The 13,474-nt window shown below is 74.3% G+C and carries 13 protein-coding genes; 8 read left to right on the top strand and 5 right to left on the bottom strand.

Going from position 1 to position 13,474, the window contains the following annotated elements; genetic code table 11:
* Nucleotides 1–11: 11 nt before the first annotated feature.
* On the bottom strand, nt 12–416 hold the full coding sequence (locus ACERM0_RS12620; protein ID WP_373678959.1) for a winged helix-turn-helix transcriptional regulator: 405 nt from the start codon (nt 414–416) through the stop codon (nt 12–14).
* A 175-nt stretch (nt 417–591) separates the two neighbouring features.
* Here ACERM0_RS12620 and ACERM0_RS12615 point away from each other — a divergent pair, with 175 nt between their 5' ends.
* From ACERM0_RS12615 to ACERM0_RS12605, 3 genes are all read left to right on the top strand, one after another.
* On the top strand, nt 592–1,470 hold the full coding sequence (locus ACERM0_RS12615) for a S1C family serine protease (protein WP_373678958.1): 879 nt from the start codon (nt 592–594) through the stop codon (nt 1,468–1,470).
* Nucleotides 1,471–1,565: 95 nt separating this feature from the next.
* Nucleotides 1,566–2,933, top strand: coding sequence for a class I SAM-dependent methyltransferase (locus tag ACERM0_RS12610; protein WP_373678957.1), 1,368 nt, complete (start codon nt 1,566–1,568; stop codon nt 2,931–2,933).
* A 49-nt stretch (nt 2,934–2,982) separates the two neighbouring features.
* On the top strand, nt 2,983–3,318 hold the full coding sequence (locus ACERM0_RS12605; RefSeq protein WP_373678956.1) for an STAS domain-containing protein: 336 nt from the start codon (nt 2,983–2,985) through the stop codon (nt 3,316–3,318).
* Here the strand turns inward: ACERM0_RS12605 and ACERM0_RS12600 are convergent.
* Complete coding sequence (locus ACERM0_RS12600; RefSeq protein WP_373678955.1) at nt 3,315–4,307, bottom strand: sigma-70 family RNA polymerase sigma factor; 993 nt, start codon at nt 4,305–4,307, stop codon at nt 3,315–3,317. The genes ACERM0_RS12605 and ACERM0_RS12600 overlap by 4 nt on opposite strands.
* 140 nt (nt 4,308–4,447) lie before the next feature.
* Here ACERM0_RS12600 and ACERM0_RS12595 point away from each other — a divergent pair, with 140 nt between their 5' ends.
* From ACERM0_RS12595 to ACERM0_RS12580, 4 genes are all read left to right on the top strand, one after another.
* The gene (locus ACERM0_RS12595; RefSeq protein WP_373678954.1) at nt 4,448–5,422 is read left to right on the top strand and encodes a Ku protein; all 975 of its coding nucleotides are present in this window, start codon (nt 4,448–4,450) and stop codon (nt 5,420–5,422) included.
* Nucleotides 5,423–5,434: 12 nt separating this feature from the next.
* On the top strand, nt 5,435–6,463 hold the full coding sequence (locus ACERM0_RS12590) for a hypothetical protein (protein ID WP_373678953.1): 1,029 nt from the start codon (nt 5,435–5,437) through the stop codon (nt 6,461–6,463).
* A gap of 241 nt (nt 6,464–6,704) precedes the next feature.
* Nucleotides 6,705–7,667, top strand: coding sequence for an agmatinase (speB, locus tag ACERM0_RS12585; RefSeq protein WP_373678952.1), 963 nt, complete (start codon nt 6,705–6,707; stop codon nt 7,665–7,667).
* Nucleotides 7,668–7,774: 107 nt separating this feature from the next.
* The gene (locus ACERM0_RS12580; protein ID WP_373678951.1) at nt 7,775–9,502 is read left to right on the top strand and encodes an FAD-dependent oxidoreductase; all 1,728 of its coding nucleotides are present in this window, start codon (nt 7,775–7,777) and stop codon (nt 9,500–9,502) included.
* Here ACERM0_RS12580 and ACERM0_RS12575 read toward each other — a convergent pair.
* A complete protein-coding gene (locus tag ACERM0_RS12575; protein WP_373678950.1) occupies nt 9,433–10,248 on the bottom strand; it encodes a hypothetical protein in 816 nt (271 codons plus the stop codon). The two genes, ACERM0_RS12580 and ACERM0_RS12575, sit on opposite strands and share 70 nt — an antisense overlap.
* A gap of 151 nt (nt 10,249–10,399) precedes the next feature.
* Between ACERM0_RS12575 and ACERM0_RS12570 the strand changes: the two genes are divergently transcribed.
* Nucleotides 10,400–11,554 (top strand): NAD(P)/FAD-dependent oxidoreductase, encoded by a 1,155-nt coding sequence (locus ACERM0_RS12570; RefSeq protein ID WP_373678949.1) that lies wholly within the window; start codon nt 10,400–10,402, stop codon nt 11,552–11,554.
* Nucleotides 11,555–11,561: 7 nt separating this feature from the next.
* Here ACERM0_RS12570 and ACERM0_RS12565 read toward each other — a convergent pair whose 3' ends face one another.
* Both ACERM0_RS12565 and ACERM0_RS12560 read right to left on the bottom strand, forming a co-directional pair.
* A complete protein-coding gene (locus tag ACERM0_RS12565) occupies nt 11,562–12,626 on the bottom strand; it encodes an S-adenosylmethionine:tRNA ribosyltransferase-isomerase (protein WP_373678948.1) in 1,065 nt (354 codons plus the stop codon).
* Entirely contained in the window at nt 12,623–13,327 is a 705-nt protein-coding gene (locus ACERM0_RS12560) for an SDR family NAD(P)-dependent oxidoreductase (protein ID WP_373678947.1), read from the bottom strand. The genes ACERM0_RS12565 and ACERM0_RS12560 overlap by 4 nt, the downstream gene beginning before the upstream one ends.
* Nucleotides 13,328–13,474: the final 147 nt, after the last annotated feature.

Genomic DNA, 13,474 nt, shown 5'->3' with positions numbered 1-13,474 from the left:
GGGTGTCGGGCTCACAGGTGGACGACGGCTCCTGCCGGGTCCTCGGCCAGGCGCTCACAGGTGGGGCACCACCAGTGCGCCTGCAACGGGGTGCCGCAGGCGGGGTGGCGCGGACCGAGTTCGTCGGCCTGCCACGCTGCCAGCAGGCGCAGGACCCCACCCAAGTCGCGTCCGCGTTCGGTCAGGACGTAGGTGTGCCGGCGCGGTCGTTCCTGGTAGGGCTCGGCGACGACCAGCCCGTCGGCGCTCAGGGCACCCAGGCGCTGGGTGAGCACGTTCGGGGCCACGCCCAGTTCGGTCTGCAGCTCACCGAACCGTCGTGGGCCCGCCAGCAACGCATGGACGATGCGCAGCAGCCAGCGGTCACCGACCTGTTCGACCGCCGCCGCCAACGCGGCCGCCTCCATCGCCTGCATGTGCTCGCTCCCACCGGCTCCAGGGTCGCACAGCCTGCCGTATCACCTGCGCCGCCGGCGCGCAGATCGCTCTCCGCGGCGCCGGAGGTTGCGTATGGTATCGATTGTCACTTGCGATCGAGAAGTGACCCTTCCGACGGCAGTCGCGGAGGCGTTCCGTACCAGGAGAACGGATATGTCAGCACTCGAGGAAGTGCAGCGAGCGGCGGCCGACGCCGCCGACCGCGTGGGGCCCTCCGTCGTCGCCGTCGGCCGCGGGGCCGGTGTGGTGGTGGCGGCGGGCCGCGTCCTGACCAACGCCCACAACCTCGTGGGTCCGTCGGTGCCGGTGCGGTTCGCCGACGGCAGCACGGTCGCGGCAGAGGTCACCGCGACCGATGTCGACGGGGACCTCGCGGTCGTCTCGGTCGACACCGGCGACCTGGAGCCGATCGAGATCCGCGACGCCGAGGTGGCGCTCGGCAGCGCGGTCCTGGCGCTGGGGGCGCCTCGCCGCGGGCCAGGGCGCGTCACCGTCGGGTTCGTGTCCTCGACCGTCAGCCCGTTCCGCGGCCCGCGTGGTCGGCGGCTCACCGGCATCGAGCACACCGCCCCGCTGGGCCGTGGGTCCTCCGGCGGCCCGGTGCTCGAGCTCGGCGGCGCCGTGATCGGCATCAACACCCACCGCCGCGGCGACGGCTTCTACCTCGCCCTGCCCGCCACTGCCGACCTGCGCGAACGCATCGGGCGCCTGGCCGGCGGGGAGTCGCCTCGGCGCCGGCGCCTGGGTGTCGCGCTCGCCCCGGCCGACGTCGCCCGCCGCCTGCGCGCCGCGGTCGGCCTCCCCGAACGCGACGGGCTGCTGGTGCGGGAGGTCGACGAGGGCAGCGCGGCCGAGCGGGCCGGTGTCCGCGAGGGCGATCTGCTCGTCACCGCCGACGGAGCCGCCCTCAGCGACCCGGACGACCTCGCCGACCGGCTCGAGCGCGGGGGCGAGCGGCTGGTGCTGGCGCTGGTCCGCGGGGTCGAGGAGGTCGAGGTGACCGTGACGTTCGAGGCCGACCGCGGCGCCTGAGCCGTCCGCCGGCCGTCGTCCTGGGGACGATGTTCATCGGCCTGTCGGGACAAACACCCTTGTCCGCCAGGATGCGCCGACGCATCATCGTCGCCATGACGACGTTGCTCACCCTGGCACCGGATCATTGCGCCGAGGCCGTGCGACGACTCGGGTCTCGACTCGCGGCGCGCGGCCACGACCTGCCGTTGCGGCTCTGGAACGGGGAGGCGTTCGGCGGTTCCGCCGGCGCTGGCTACCGCCTCGTGCTGCGTCACCCCTGGTCGCTTCGGGCCCTGCTGCGTCCGCCCGTCGATCTGCATGCTGGCGAGGCGTTCCTCACCGGCGCTCTCGACGTCGAGGGTTCCATGGTCGCCGCCCTGCGCGACGTCGCGCGGCTGCGGCACCGGCTCACCGCCCGCGACAAGCTGGAGCTCGCGGCGGTGGTGCTGCGCCTGCCACCGCCGCCCGACGGGCTGGCCGCCGGGCGCAAGCGGCTCACCGGCCGACCACACTCCCGCGAGCGTGACGTCGCCGCCGTACGTCACCACTACGACGTGGGCAACGACTTCTACCGGCTCGTCCTCGACGACGACCTCGTCTACTCCTGCGGCTACTTCGCCGAGACCGACCGCGACGCGACCATCCCCGACCGTGCCGCGCTGGGGCGTGCTCAGCGCCGCAAGCTCGAGCTGATCTGTCGCAAACTGGCGCTCCGGCCGGACGAGCACTTCCTCGACGTCGGCTGTGGCTGGGGCTCGTTGGTCATCCACGCCGCCCGCCGCCACGGTGTGCGCGCGCTCGGGATCACGCTGTCCGAGCGGCAGGCCGAACTGGCCAGGCAGCGCGTGGCCGCGGCCGGAGTGTCCGACCGCGTCCGGATCGTGATCCGCGACTACCGCGACGTGGTGGAACGGTTCGACGCGATCGCGTCGGTCGGCATGGTCGAGCACGTCGGCGCCGACCTGCTGCCGACCTACGTGAAGACGCTGTACAGGCGGCTCGCGGACGACGGCCGGCTGCTCAACCACGGCATCACGACCGGACGCCGGGACGTCGTCCGTGACTTCGCCCGGTCACCGGACACCTTCGTGGGCCGCTACGTCTTCCCCGACGGCGCGCTCGTGCCGGCCCACCACATGGTGCGCGAGCTCGAACGGGGCGGGTTCGAGATCCAGGACCTCGAGCAGTTGCGGCCGCACTACGCGCTGACGCTGCAGCACTGGCTCGGCGGTCTCGAGGCGTCCTACGACCGGGCCCGCGAACTCGTCGGCGAGGCCACCGCCCGGGTCTGGCGGGCCTACCTCGCCGGTTCCGTGCTCGGTTTCGAGTCGGGTGACCTCGGCGTGGTGCAGATCCTCGCGACCCGGTCGCGAGCTCGGCTGCCGCTCGACCGACGACGCATGCTGCTGCCGATGGCGGGCGACGCCGTGAGCCCGGACGGAGAGGTCGTGCCAGCCGTGCCGCGACCGGTGTCCCGATGAGTTCCGGCGACCGACGGCGTCCATCCTGTGACCGACGTCAGGAGACGCCGTGGCCACGGCCCCGCGCGAGCCGCTCGTGGCCGAGCCGGCGCCTGACGGGGTGGTCGTCGTACGCCTGCCCGCGGCGGTTGGTCGGGCCGGCACCGGCGCCTTGTGCGCGCGTCTGCGGGAGCAGTTGCTGGCCACCGACGTCCCGGTGGCCGTGCTGGACGTCGCCGCCCTCGCCCAGCCCGACGTCGACACCGTCGACACGCTGGCGCGGGTGCTGCTGACGGCGCGCCGGATCGGGCGCACCGTGCAGCTGCGGCATGCCGCGCCGCGCCTGCTGGAACTGCTGGCCCTGTGCGGCCTGGACGACGTGCTGGCGTGCGAACCCCCCGACTAGGGGTCGAGCCGGTCCGGGAGCCCGAAGCGCGGGAACAGCCGTGCGGTGTCGAGGAAGGAGTTGAAGGCGATGATGCGGCCGTCGACGATCTCCAGGACCTGCAGGGCCCACGGTTCGTGTCCGCCGTCGGCCGCGAGCCGGTACTGACCGAACGCCGGGGCGCCGTTGGCGACCGTCGGCAGCAGACGCGAACCCCGGCACTTGTCCGGCCCGGGGCTGACCATCCAGGTGACGATCTCGTCGCGCCCCTGCAGCCACAGGTCGAAGGGCGGCATGTTCTGAATGGCGTCCTCGCGCAGCAGCGCTGCCAGCGCGTCCATGTCGTAGCGCTCGAACGCGTCGACGTAGCGGGCCAGCAACTCCCGTTGCGCCTCGTCGTCCGGGCGCAGCGGGTCGGTGTCCGCGGGCGCGCGGTTCGCGAGCGTCGCCCGCGCCCGCTGCAGCGCGGAGTTGACGGACGCGACGGTGGTGTCGAGCAGTTGCGCCACCTCGTCGGCGTGCCACTGCAGCACCTCGCGCAGGATCAGCACCGCCCGCTGCTTCGGCGGCAGGTGCTGGAGGGCGGCCACGAAGGCGAGGCGGATGGTGTCGCGGGCCACGGCCATCTCGGCCGGGTCGCCGGCCGTCGGCAGCACGGCGCCGTCGGGTGCCGGCTCGACCCAGGTCGCGGCGTCACGCTCGATCAACTCGGCCGCGGCGACCGTCGTCGACGGTCCGAGGTCCATGGGACGCGCCCGGCGCTGGCGGCCCTTGACCTGGTCGAGGCACACGTTGGTCGCGATCCGGTACAGCCAGGTCCGTAGGGACGAGCGCCCCTCGAACCGGTCGTAGGCGCGCCAGGCACGCACGAGGGTCTCCTGCACGGCGTCGTCGGCCTCGAAGCCGGAGCCGAGCATGCGGTAGCAGTAGCCGGTCAGCTCGCGCCGGTAGGGCTCGAAGGCGACGACCGCGTCGTCGGGGAGGACAGGGCTCGTGGCGAGGTCGCTCATCGGCAGGCACCTGTGCGGGTGAGGGAACGGACCCGGTGATCATGGCACGCCGGTCAGCCGCCGTCCGGACCCAGGTGTCCCGCGTCCGGCGTTCGCCCGCTGGCACGATCGTCCCCGACCCCGGCGAGGGAGGCGACGAGATGGCACGGGCGACGTGGAGCGGATCGATCAGCTTCGGCCTGGTGAGTGTCCCGGTGCAGCTGTTCACGGCCGTGCGCAGCCACACGGTGCACTTCACGCAGCTCCACCGCGAGACCGGCAACCGTGTGCGCAACAAGCGCGTGGACGAGGAGAGCGGCGAGGAAGTCTCCTACGACGACATCGTCAAGGGCTACGAGGTGGCCGACGGGCAGTACGTCGTCGTGGACCCCGACGAGCTCGACGAGCTCGACCCGGAGGCCTCCCGGCTCATCGACATCCACGACTTCGTCGAGCTGACGGAGATCGACCCCGTCTACTACGACCGCGCCTACTACCTGATGCCCTCGGGCGAGGCCGCCGCCAAGCCCTACAAGCTGCTCGCCGACGCCATGGAGCGGTCCGGGAAGGTTGCCGTCGCCCGCTTCGTCATGCGCAACAAGGAGTACCTCGCCGCGGTCCGGGCACGCGATGGCCTGCTGCTGCTGTCGACGATGCACTATGCCGACGAGGTCGCGGACCCGGCCGGCCTGGACGCCACGGAGACCCTGGAGAAGGTCGAGGTGGCGCCGCGCGAGCTGGCCATGGCCGAGCAGCTGATCGACTCGCTGGTCGCCGAGTTCGACCCGACGCGCTACCACGACGAGTACCAGGAACGGGTCACCGCCTTCCTGGAGGCCAAGGCGGAGGGCCAGGAGGTCGAGATCACCCCGCCCGAGCGCGACACCGGTGGGGTCATCGACCTCATGGCAGCGCTCGAGCAGAGCCTCGACCGGGCGAAGCGCGATCGTGGTGAGGGCGAGGGCCGAGACGACGGCGCCGGTGGCCGCGGCGGCGGACGGGACTACGGTGCGATGAGCAAGGACGAGCTGTACGAGCTGGCGCAGGAGCGTGACCTGCCGGGCCGCTCGTCGATGAGCAAGGAGGAGCTCGCCGAGGCACTGGCGGACGGGGACCGCTCGGCGAAGGCGAGCTGACGAAGGACGGCGATGGACGACGAACTGCTCGCGTCCCACGTCGACGCGATCTATGGCGTCGCCCACGGCGACTTCACCGCCGAGCGCGACCGTCGCGTGAAGCAACTGCGGGCCGACGGCCACAAGGAGGAGGCCACCGCGCTCAAGGCACGGCGCAAGCCGACCGTGCCGGCCTGGGCGGTGGACCAGCTCGCCCGGCGGGCGCCCGACGACGTGGCGGGCTTGGTCGCGGCCGCCGAGGAGCTGCGCTCGGCACAGCACCGGGCCGCGAGCGGCCGCGGCGCCGACGGGCTGCGCGAGGCCAGCCGGCGGGTCCGCGACCTGGTCGGCGACCTGCGCGAGCGTGCCGGTGGCATCCTCACCGACGCCGGCGTGCGCCCCGACGCCCACCTCGACGAGGTCGAACAGACGCTGTTCGCCGCCGCCGTCGACCCGGAGCAGCACGCGACGCTGCGTCGCGGCATCTTCGAGGCGGTGCTGCCGGGGCCGGGCTTCGGCGGCCTGGGGCTCATGGCCATGCCGTCGCCGGCGGCTGCGCCACCCACCGACCAGGCGCCACCCGCGTCACCTGCGGAGGCGGCACCGCCCGTCGCCGAGGACCGCGCGGCACCGGCGGAGGACGATGCGGCACGGGGTTCGGATCTGGAGCGCCCGGCCGAGGAGAAGCGTCAGGTCGAGGAGGAGCGCCGCGCCGAGGAGGAGCGCCGCGCCGAGGACGAGCGTCGAGCGGAGGAGGACCGCCGCGCGGAGGAGGAGCGCCGGGCGGAGGAGGAGCGCCGGGCGGAGGAGGAGCGCCGGGCCGAGGAGGCCCGACTGCGCGCGGCCCGGCGGCGCGAGCTGATGCGGCGCGTCGACGCCCTGGAGGCCGCCCGCGAAAAACAGGCCCGGCGGGTCGAGCGCGCCGAGGCCCACGCCGACGACCTGCGCGCGCGCCTGGCGAAGGCCGACGCCGAGGCCGACGAGGCGCGCACCGACCTCGCCGACTACGACGCCGATCTCGACGCCGCCCGCCGCGAGCTCGCCGACCTCGCCGACGACTGACCGCCCCGCGGGTATGCGGACGCCGGCGAGGTCCGAAGAGCGACGGTTCCCGTCGGATACGACGGAAACCGCGACGGGGCGGGGGAGCGGCGGCCTGGCACGCGAGGGTTCCCGTCGGATACGACGGAAACCGCGACGGGGCGGGGGAGCGGCGGCCTCGCAGCGACGGCTGCCGTCGGATACGACGCAGACCGTGGGCGGGTGCTTGCATGCAGCGTCTCGCCGGACGGGAGGCACGTGGATGAGTGAGGTGGAGCCGCAGGCGGCGCCGGTGGGGCCGGTCGACGCGACGGTCGTGCCGCGCTTCGCGGGACCGGCGACCTTCGCCCGGCTGCCCCGGCGCGACGAGGTCACACGCATGGACGTGGCGGTGGTCGGCGTGCCGTTCGACAGTGGTGTCAGCTATCGGCCGGGGGCCCGCTTCGGGCCGGCCCACGTGCGGGAGAGCTCCCGGCTGCTGCGCCCCTACAACCCGGCCGCCGACGTGTCGCCCTTCGCGGCGCAGCAGGTCGTCGACGCAGGCGACATCGCCTGCAACCCCTTCGACATCGACGCTGCCGTGGCGGCGGTCGAACGCGGCGCCGACGAGTTGACGGACGCCGGTGCGCGCCTGCTCACGATCGGCGGAGACCACACGATCGCGCTGCCGCTGCTGCGCACGATGGCGCGCCGGCACGGCCCGGTCGCGGTCGTGCACTTCGACGCCCACCTCGACACCTGGGACACGTACTTCGGCGCGCCGACGACCCACGGCACACCCTTCCGCCGCGCCTCGGAGGAGGGGTTGATCGACCGCGAGGCCAGCGTCCACGTCGGCATCCGCGGCCCGCTCTACGGCCGCGACGACCTCACCGACGACCGCCGCCTGGGCTTCACGGCCGTCACGTGCCCCGAAGTGGAGCTCGACGGCCTGGCCGGCGCGATCGAACGCGTCCATGCCCGCCTGGGCGATCGGCCGGTCTACGTCTCCGTTGACATCGACGTGCTCGACCCCGCCCACGCCCCGGGCACCGGGACGCCCGAGGCCGGCGGGCTGACCAGCCGCGAGTTGCTCGTGATGCTGCGCAGCTTCGCCTCGCTCGACCTCGTCGGTGCCGATGTCGTCGAGGTCGCACCTGCCTACGACCACGCACAGCTGACCGGGATCGCGGCCTCCCACGTGTCCTACGAGCTGTTGTCGGCCATGGCGCCGCGCACGACCTGACACTCCCGCAGCCCACCGCGGCGCCCTCTTGACACCCGCGAGCCTGCGGCGGACGGTCGGGCCGTGGAGTGTCGTGCGTGCTGGCACGGCCGATGGGAGGCGACGCGATGGCGGCAGACGACGCGCACGTGCCGGCCCTGGTGCTGGTCAGCGCCCATGACGCGGTCCGGGAACGGGCCGGGCAGGCGCTGCGGACCCGCTACGGCGTGGACTACGACGTGGCGGTCTTCGACGACCACGAGCAGGCGCAAACCGCGCTGGAGGGCTGGCGCGACGACGGCACGCCGGTCGCGCTGGTGCTGGCCAACACGGGTCCGGAGGACGAGGAGGCGCTGCACTTCCTGCAGTCGATCCGGCCGCTGCATCCCGCGGCCCGCCGTGCGCTGATGGTGCGGTGGGGCGACTTCGACCGGGCGCGGCTGGTCTTCGACGCGTTGTCCCGTGGCGAGATCGACCACTTCGTCGTGGCACCCGAACGGCCGCGCGACGAGGAGTTCCACAGCACGATCACCGGCTCGCTGGAGGACTGGTCGCTGGAGCAGGGCACGCCGTTCGAGGCGGTGCGCGTCATCGGCGACCGCTCCGCCCGCAGCCAGGAGTTGCGCGACGGCTTCACCCGCAACCACATCCCCATCCGGGCGGTCGAGGCGGACACGCCCGAGGGCCGCGAGATGCTGGACGCCCTCGGCCTCGTGTCGCCCGCACTGCCGGTCGTCGTGCTGCTGTTCACCAAGGAGCCGTGTGTCCTGCAGAACCCCTCCGACATCGAGATCGCCGACGCATTCGGGCTGATGCGCCCGTTACCGGCCGGCGAGGTCTACGACGTCACCGTCGTCGGGGCGGGCCCGGCCGGGCTGGCGGCGGCCGTCTACGCCGCGTCCGAGGGACTGCGCACGCTCGTGGTCGAGCAGCAGGCCGTGGGCGGGCAGGCCGGCACCAGTTCGCTGATCCGCAACTACCCCGGCTTCCCGCGCGGCGTCAGTGGCGGCAAGCTCGCTTTCAGCGCCTTCCAGCAGGCGTGGTCCTTCGGGGCGACGTTCCACTTCGGGCGCGCGGCCACGGCCCTGCACGCGGACGGCGAGCTGCGTGTGCTGGATCTGACCGACGGCAGCAGCGTGCGTTCCCGGGCGGTCATCCTGGCCGCCGGCGTGCAGTACGTGCGGCTACCCGGCGGCCTGCTCGACGAGTGGGAGGGCCGCGGCGTGTTCTACGGCGCGGCGGTCTCCGAGGCGCCCGGGCTGCGCGGGCGGCGGGTGGCGGTCGTCGGCGGTGGCAACTCCGCCGGTCAGGCCGCCGTCCACCTGGCCAAGTTCGTCGAGCACGTGACCGTGCTGGTGCGCGGCGACACCCTCGCCGACAGCATGTCCGAGTACCTGATCACCGTGATCGACGCCACCGACAACATCGCCGTCCGTTACGACTGCGAGGTCGTCGGCGGCGGTGGCCGCGACCGCTTCGACCATCTCGTCGTCCACGACCGTGCCCGGGACGTCGACGAGCGACTGCCCATGGACGCCGTGTTCGTGCTGATCGGCGCCCGCCCGTCGACGGACTGGCTCGGCGAGGCGGTGGTGCGTGACCCGTGGGGGTTCGTCGTCACCGGCGCGGACCTCGGTGAAGGGGAGTTCCCGCTCGACCGGCCACCACTGCCCAGCGAGACCAGCCTGCCTGGCGTGTTCGCGGTCGGGGACCTGCGTCGCAGCTCGGTCAAGCGCGTGGCATCGGCCGTCGGGGAGGGCGCGGTCGCCATCCCGATGGTGCACCGCTACCTGGCGGAGGCGCGCGCCACGCCGGCGTCGCCCCAGCCGCGCGTCGCCGGGTCGAGCAGCAGGTAGCGGATCGCGAGCACCGCGCTGAAGAGCAGCACGGCGAGGTAGACGACCAGGCGCAGCAGCACCGGTCCCTCGACCTCGCGCAGGTGCAGGAGCAGCGGTGGCAGCAGCACGACGTCGTAGCCGAGGAACGCCCACAGTTGGGCGCGGGACGCCGGCCAGACGCGGTGGCGCACCCCCTCCAGGAAGAACGCGGCGTCACCGAGGAAGATCCAGCCGAAGACGACCCGTGTCTCGCCCTCCACCGGCCACGGCATCACCGTGACGTCGACCAGCAGCGCCACCCCGACCACCAGCAGCACCGTGCCGAACGCCGCGAACGACCCGTGGACCAGCGCCGGCGTCCGGGCCGCGCCGGGCGCGGGCCACCGGCGACTGGTGACGAGGTACAGCAGCAGGTTGACGGCCGCGAGGATCCCGAGCACCGCGGCCGTCGCGCCGTAGCCCTCCACCCGTGTGGCCAGCCAGCCGGCGATGCCGGCGGTCGTGATCGTGAGGTTGAGGAATCCGGCCGGCAGCGAACCGGCCTCGCCGGACGCGGCGATCCAGCCCGCACCCGCGGCCAGTGCGGCGAGCATGGATGCCAGGAACAGGTGCGAGAGCCGTCCCGTCTCCCACGGCCACCAGCGCAGCACCCAGCCGGCGTTCGCCACGAGGCCAGCGGCCAGGACCGCGTTGCCCAGCGCCGCCAGTCCGATGACAGCGCGCACGGCCACGGTCAGGTCGTTGGCGGCGGTTGGCCGGGTCACGGCATCCGACGACCGGGGCGAGCGGGTGGACATCCGGCGACTCCCCTGCGGCGACCCGCCCACGCTACGCCCGGTGTGCCGGGACGACCAGGGAGAGGTGGCTCGGGCGAGGCACGGGGTTTCGTCGCGCCCGCGACTACGGTGCCGCCCCATGACGAGCACCTGGCCGGCGACGCCGGATGTGGAACCCGGGCCGGCGCCGGCCTGGGGGCAGGTCGGCCCGGCCGCCCGGGCGCTGCCGACGTGCACGCCACCGCCGGCGTCGACGACGGCGGACGTCTGCGTCGTGGGCCTGGGCGCGTCGGGCCTGTCGGCGGCGCTCCGGCTGGCCGAGCGGGGTGCCGACGTCGTGGCCGTCGACGCCCACGGGGTCGCGTCCGGGGCCGCCGGCCGCAACGGCGGGTTCCTCCTCGCCGGCCTCGCCCGCTTCCACCACGACGCCGTCGCGAGCTACGGGCACGCTCGCGCCGTGGCGCTGTACCGCTGGACGCTCGCCGAGCTCGACCGGACCGTGGAGACGCTGCCGCCCGACGTCGTCCGCCGGGTCGGGAGCCTGCGCGTCGCGGCCGACGCCGAGGAGGCGGCCGACGCCGCCCACATGCTGCGACAGCTGCAGGCCGACGGGCTGCCGGCGGAGGCGTACGAGGGTCCCGAGGGCCGCGGCGTGCTGGTGCCGACCGACGCGGTCATGGACCCGCACGCCCGCTGTGCGGTGCTGGCCGAGCGGGCGCAGGCCGCCGGCGTTCGGCTGTACGCCCCCTTCCGGGTCGACCGCCTCGGCGACGGGCTCGTGACGGCGGGGCAGGCCCGGATCCGCGCCCGCCGCACGGTGGTCGCCGTCGACGGCGGGCTCGAGGCCCTGCTGCCGGAACTGGCCGACCGCGTCACCAGCGTGCGGCTGCAGATGCTGGCGACGGAGCCCGACGACGGTGTCGCCCTGTCCCGCCCGGTGTATCGCCGCTGGGGGTACGACTACGTCCAGCAGCTGCCCACCGGCGAGATCCTGCTCGGCGGCTGCCGTGACCGTGGCAGCGCCGAGGAGGGCGCCCCGCCCGTGCCCTCCGACGACGTGCAGCGCTGCCTCGACGCGGAACTGCGGCGGCTGGGCGCGACCGCTCCGGTCGTGGCCCGCTGGGCCGCCCGGGCCGCCTTCACCGCCGACCGGCTCCCGGTCTGTGAGGAGGTCCGGCCCGGCGTGCTGGTCGTCGGCGGCTACAGCGGGCACGGCAACCTCGTCGGCACCGCCTGTGGCCGGTCGGCGGCCGACGTCGCGCTGGACGGCGGCCGCCTCGCCCTGCCGGCGTGACGCGGCCTCAGGGCAACAGCAGCAGGCTGTCGCCGAACTCGTGCCAGAGGTAGTCGCCGGCCAGCGCGGCCTCGTAGGCCCGTCGCACCAGCGGGGCGCCTGCGACGGCCTCCAGCAGGGCCAGGTGCGACGCGCCGGGCTCGTGCCAGCCGGTCACGAGGCCGTCGACGACCCGGGCGGGCCGCTCCGCCGACAGCACCAGGTCGGTCCATCCCGTCCCGGGGCGTACACGACCGTCCGGGGACGCCACCGACTCCAGGGCGCGGGTCGCGGTGGTGCCGACCGCAACCACACGCCCACCCGCACGGCGGGTGTGCTCGACCAGCCGCGCGGTGGCCGCCGGGACCACGTAGCGCTCCGGCGGCGGCGGCTCGTGCGCCTCCAGCGAGGCCACGCCCGCGTGCAGCACGACCGGGGCGATCTGCACGCCGCGGGTCACCAGGTCGACCAGCAGCCTGGCGGTGACGGGCCGTCCGGCGCTGGCCATCTCGGCGCTACCCGGCTCGCGGGCGTGGATCGGCTGGTAGGCCTCCAGCGGCCAGCGGCCGCTCAGGTAGCCGTAGGTGATGGGGCGTCCATGGGCGAGCAGGTACGGCTCGTGGGCCTGGTGCGGGGCGGGGTGTGCCCGCCACAGGCGACTGCCGACGCGCACGGCCGGATCGGGATGCGCGTCGACCAGGCGCAGGTCCACCTCGCCCGGCAGCCGGATCACCTCGCCGGCCGCGACGTCGCGCTCGGGACCGCGGCCGTCCGGTCGGCGCAGCTCCACGACCCAGGCGTCGGGGTCGCCGGGGTGCGGGCCGGAGACGTGCACCGTCACGGCCCGACCGCCGGGTCGCCGCCCGTCGACCGCCGCCGGCAGGGTCGCCGAGGTGTTGAGGATCACGAGGTCGCCCGGCTGCAGGTGGGCCGGCAGCGCGTGGAAGCGGGCGTGGCGCAACTGCGCCGGCGTCGCGACCAGCAGGCGTACCTCGTCGCGGGCGAGGCCGCGTGACTCCGGCGGCGTGGTGGCCGAGCGCTCGGCCGGCAGGTCGAAGGAGAAGGGGGTCGGGACGGTCGCCGCGGCACTCACGCAGACACCTCCTCACGAGCGAGGAGGTCGGAGGCCCGGACGCGTCCGTTGGGCGGGCGACGAGCGAGCAGGCGCAGCAACGCGGGCGCCACGGCCTCGGGCAGCTCGCGGTCGGAGATGTCCTCGCCCGGGAACGCCGCCTGGTGCATGTCGGTGCGCACGTCACCGGGATCGAAGGCGTAGACGTGCAGGTCCGGCTCCTCCACGGCGAGCACCCTGCTGACGTGCTCGAGCGCCGCCTTCGTCATCCCGTACCCGCCCCAGCCCGGATAGGCCTCGACGGCCGCGTCGGAGGTGAGGTTGACGACCACCCCCTGGCGTGCCTGCAGCAGCGGCAGGGCCCGCTGGACGAGGGCGAGGGGGGCGATCGCGTTGACCTCGAACATCGCCCGCAGGTCCTCAGGGGCCGAGCGCGCCAGTGGCGGAAGGGGTGAGGGACCGAGCGCGCCGGCGTTGTTGACGAGCAGGTCCAGTCCACCCAGTCCGGCGGCGGCGGAGACGAGGTCGCTGCGGTGGTGGGGCAGGGCCACGTCACCGGAGACCGGCACCACGCGGCCGCTCGCCGACCACGAGGCGACCGCCGCGTCCAGGGCGTGACGGTCGCGGGCGTCGACGACCAGGTCCCAGCCGGCGCGGGCGAGTTCGGCGGCGAAGGCGCGCCCGAGTCCACGGGACGCGCCGGTGACGAGAGCGATGGGCATGTCCGGGTCCTTCACATCGGGTGATGCGGCGGACCGTAAGACCTCGACCTTGCTCGAGGTCAAGACCGGACTTCGTGGCGCCGAACGCCGACGGGCGACCCCCTCGAGGGCCGCCCGTCATGTGGCGCCGGGGCGAACGGGGCGAGC

The sequence above is a fragment of the Egicoccus sp. AB-alg2 genome (assembly GCF_041821065.1).
Taxonomy (GTDB): Bacteria; Actinomycetota; Nitriliruptoria; order Nitriliruptorales; family Nitriliruptoraceae; genus Egicoccus.
Note: the sequence above shows the minus strand (reverse complement) of the source record. Positions and strands in the feature narration are given on the sequence as shown.

Bases quoted from the DNA above. Each gene is read 5' to 3' on its own strand.
- ACERM0_RS12620 (WP_373678959.1), bottom strand. From the start codon at position 416: ATGCAGGCGATGGAGGCGGCCGCGTTGGCGGCGGCGGTCGAACAGGTC.
- ACERM0_RS12615 (WP_373678958.1), top strand. From the start codon at position 592: ATGTCAGCACTCGAGGAAGTGCAGCGAGCGGCGGCCGACGCCGCCGAC.
- ACERM0_RS12610 (WP_373678957.1), top strand. From the start codon at position 1,566: ATGACGACGTTGCTCACCCTGGCACCGGATCATTGCGCCGAGGCCGTG.
- ACERM0_RS12600 (WP_373678955.1), bottom strand. From the start codon at position 4,307: ATGAGCGACCTCGCCACGAGCCCTGTCCTCCCCGACGACGCGGTCGTC.
- ACERM0_RS12595 (WP_373678954.1), top strand. From the start codon at position 4,448: ATGGCACGGGCGACGTGGAGCGGATCGATCAGCTTCGGCCTGGTGAGT.
- ACERM0_RS12590 (WP_373678953.1), top strand. From the start codon at position 5,435: ATGGACGACGAACTGCTCGCGTCCCACGTCGACGCGATCTATGGCGTC.
- speB (WP_373678952.1), top strand. From the start codon at position 6,705: ATGAGTGAGGTGGAGCCGCAGGCGGCGCCGGTGGGGCCGGTCGACGCG.
- ACERM0_RS12580 (WP_373678951.1), top strand. From the start codon at position 7,775: ATGGCGGCAGACGACGCGCACGTGCCGGCCCTGGTGCTGGTCAGCGCC.
- ACERM0_RS12570 (WP_373678949.1), top strand. From the start codon at position 10,400: ATGACGAGCACCTGGCCGGCGACGCCGGATGTGGAACCCGGGCCGGCG.
- ACERM0_RS12560 (WP_373678947.1), bottom strand. From the start codon at position 13,327: ATGCCCATCGCTCTCGTCACCGGCGCGTCCCGTGGACTCGGGCGCGCC.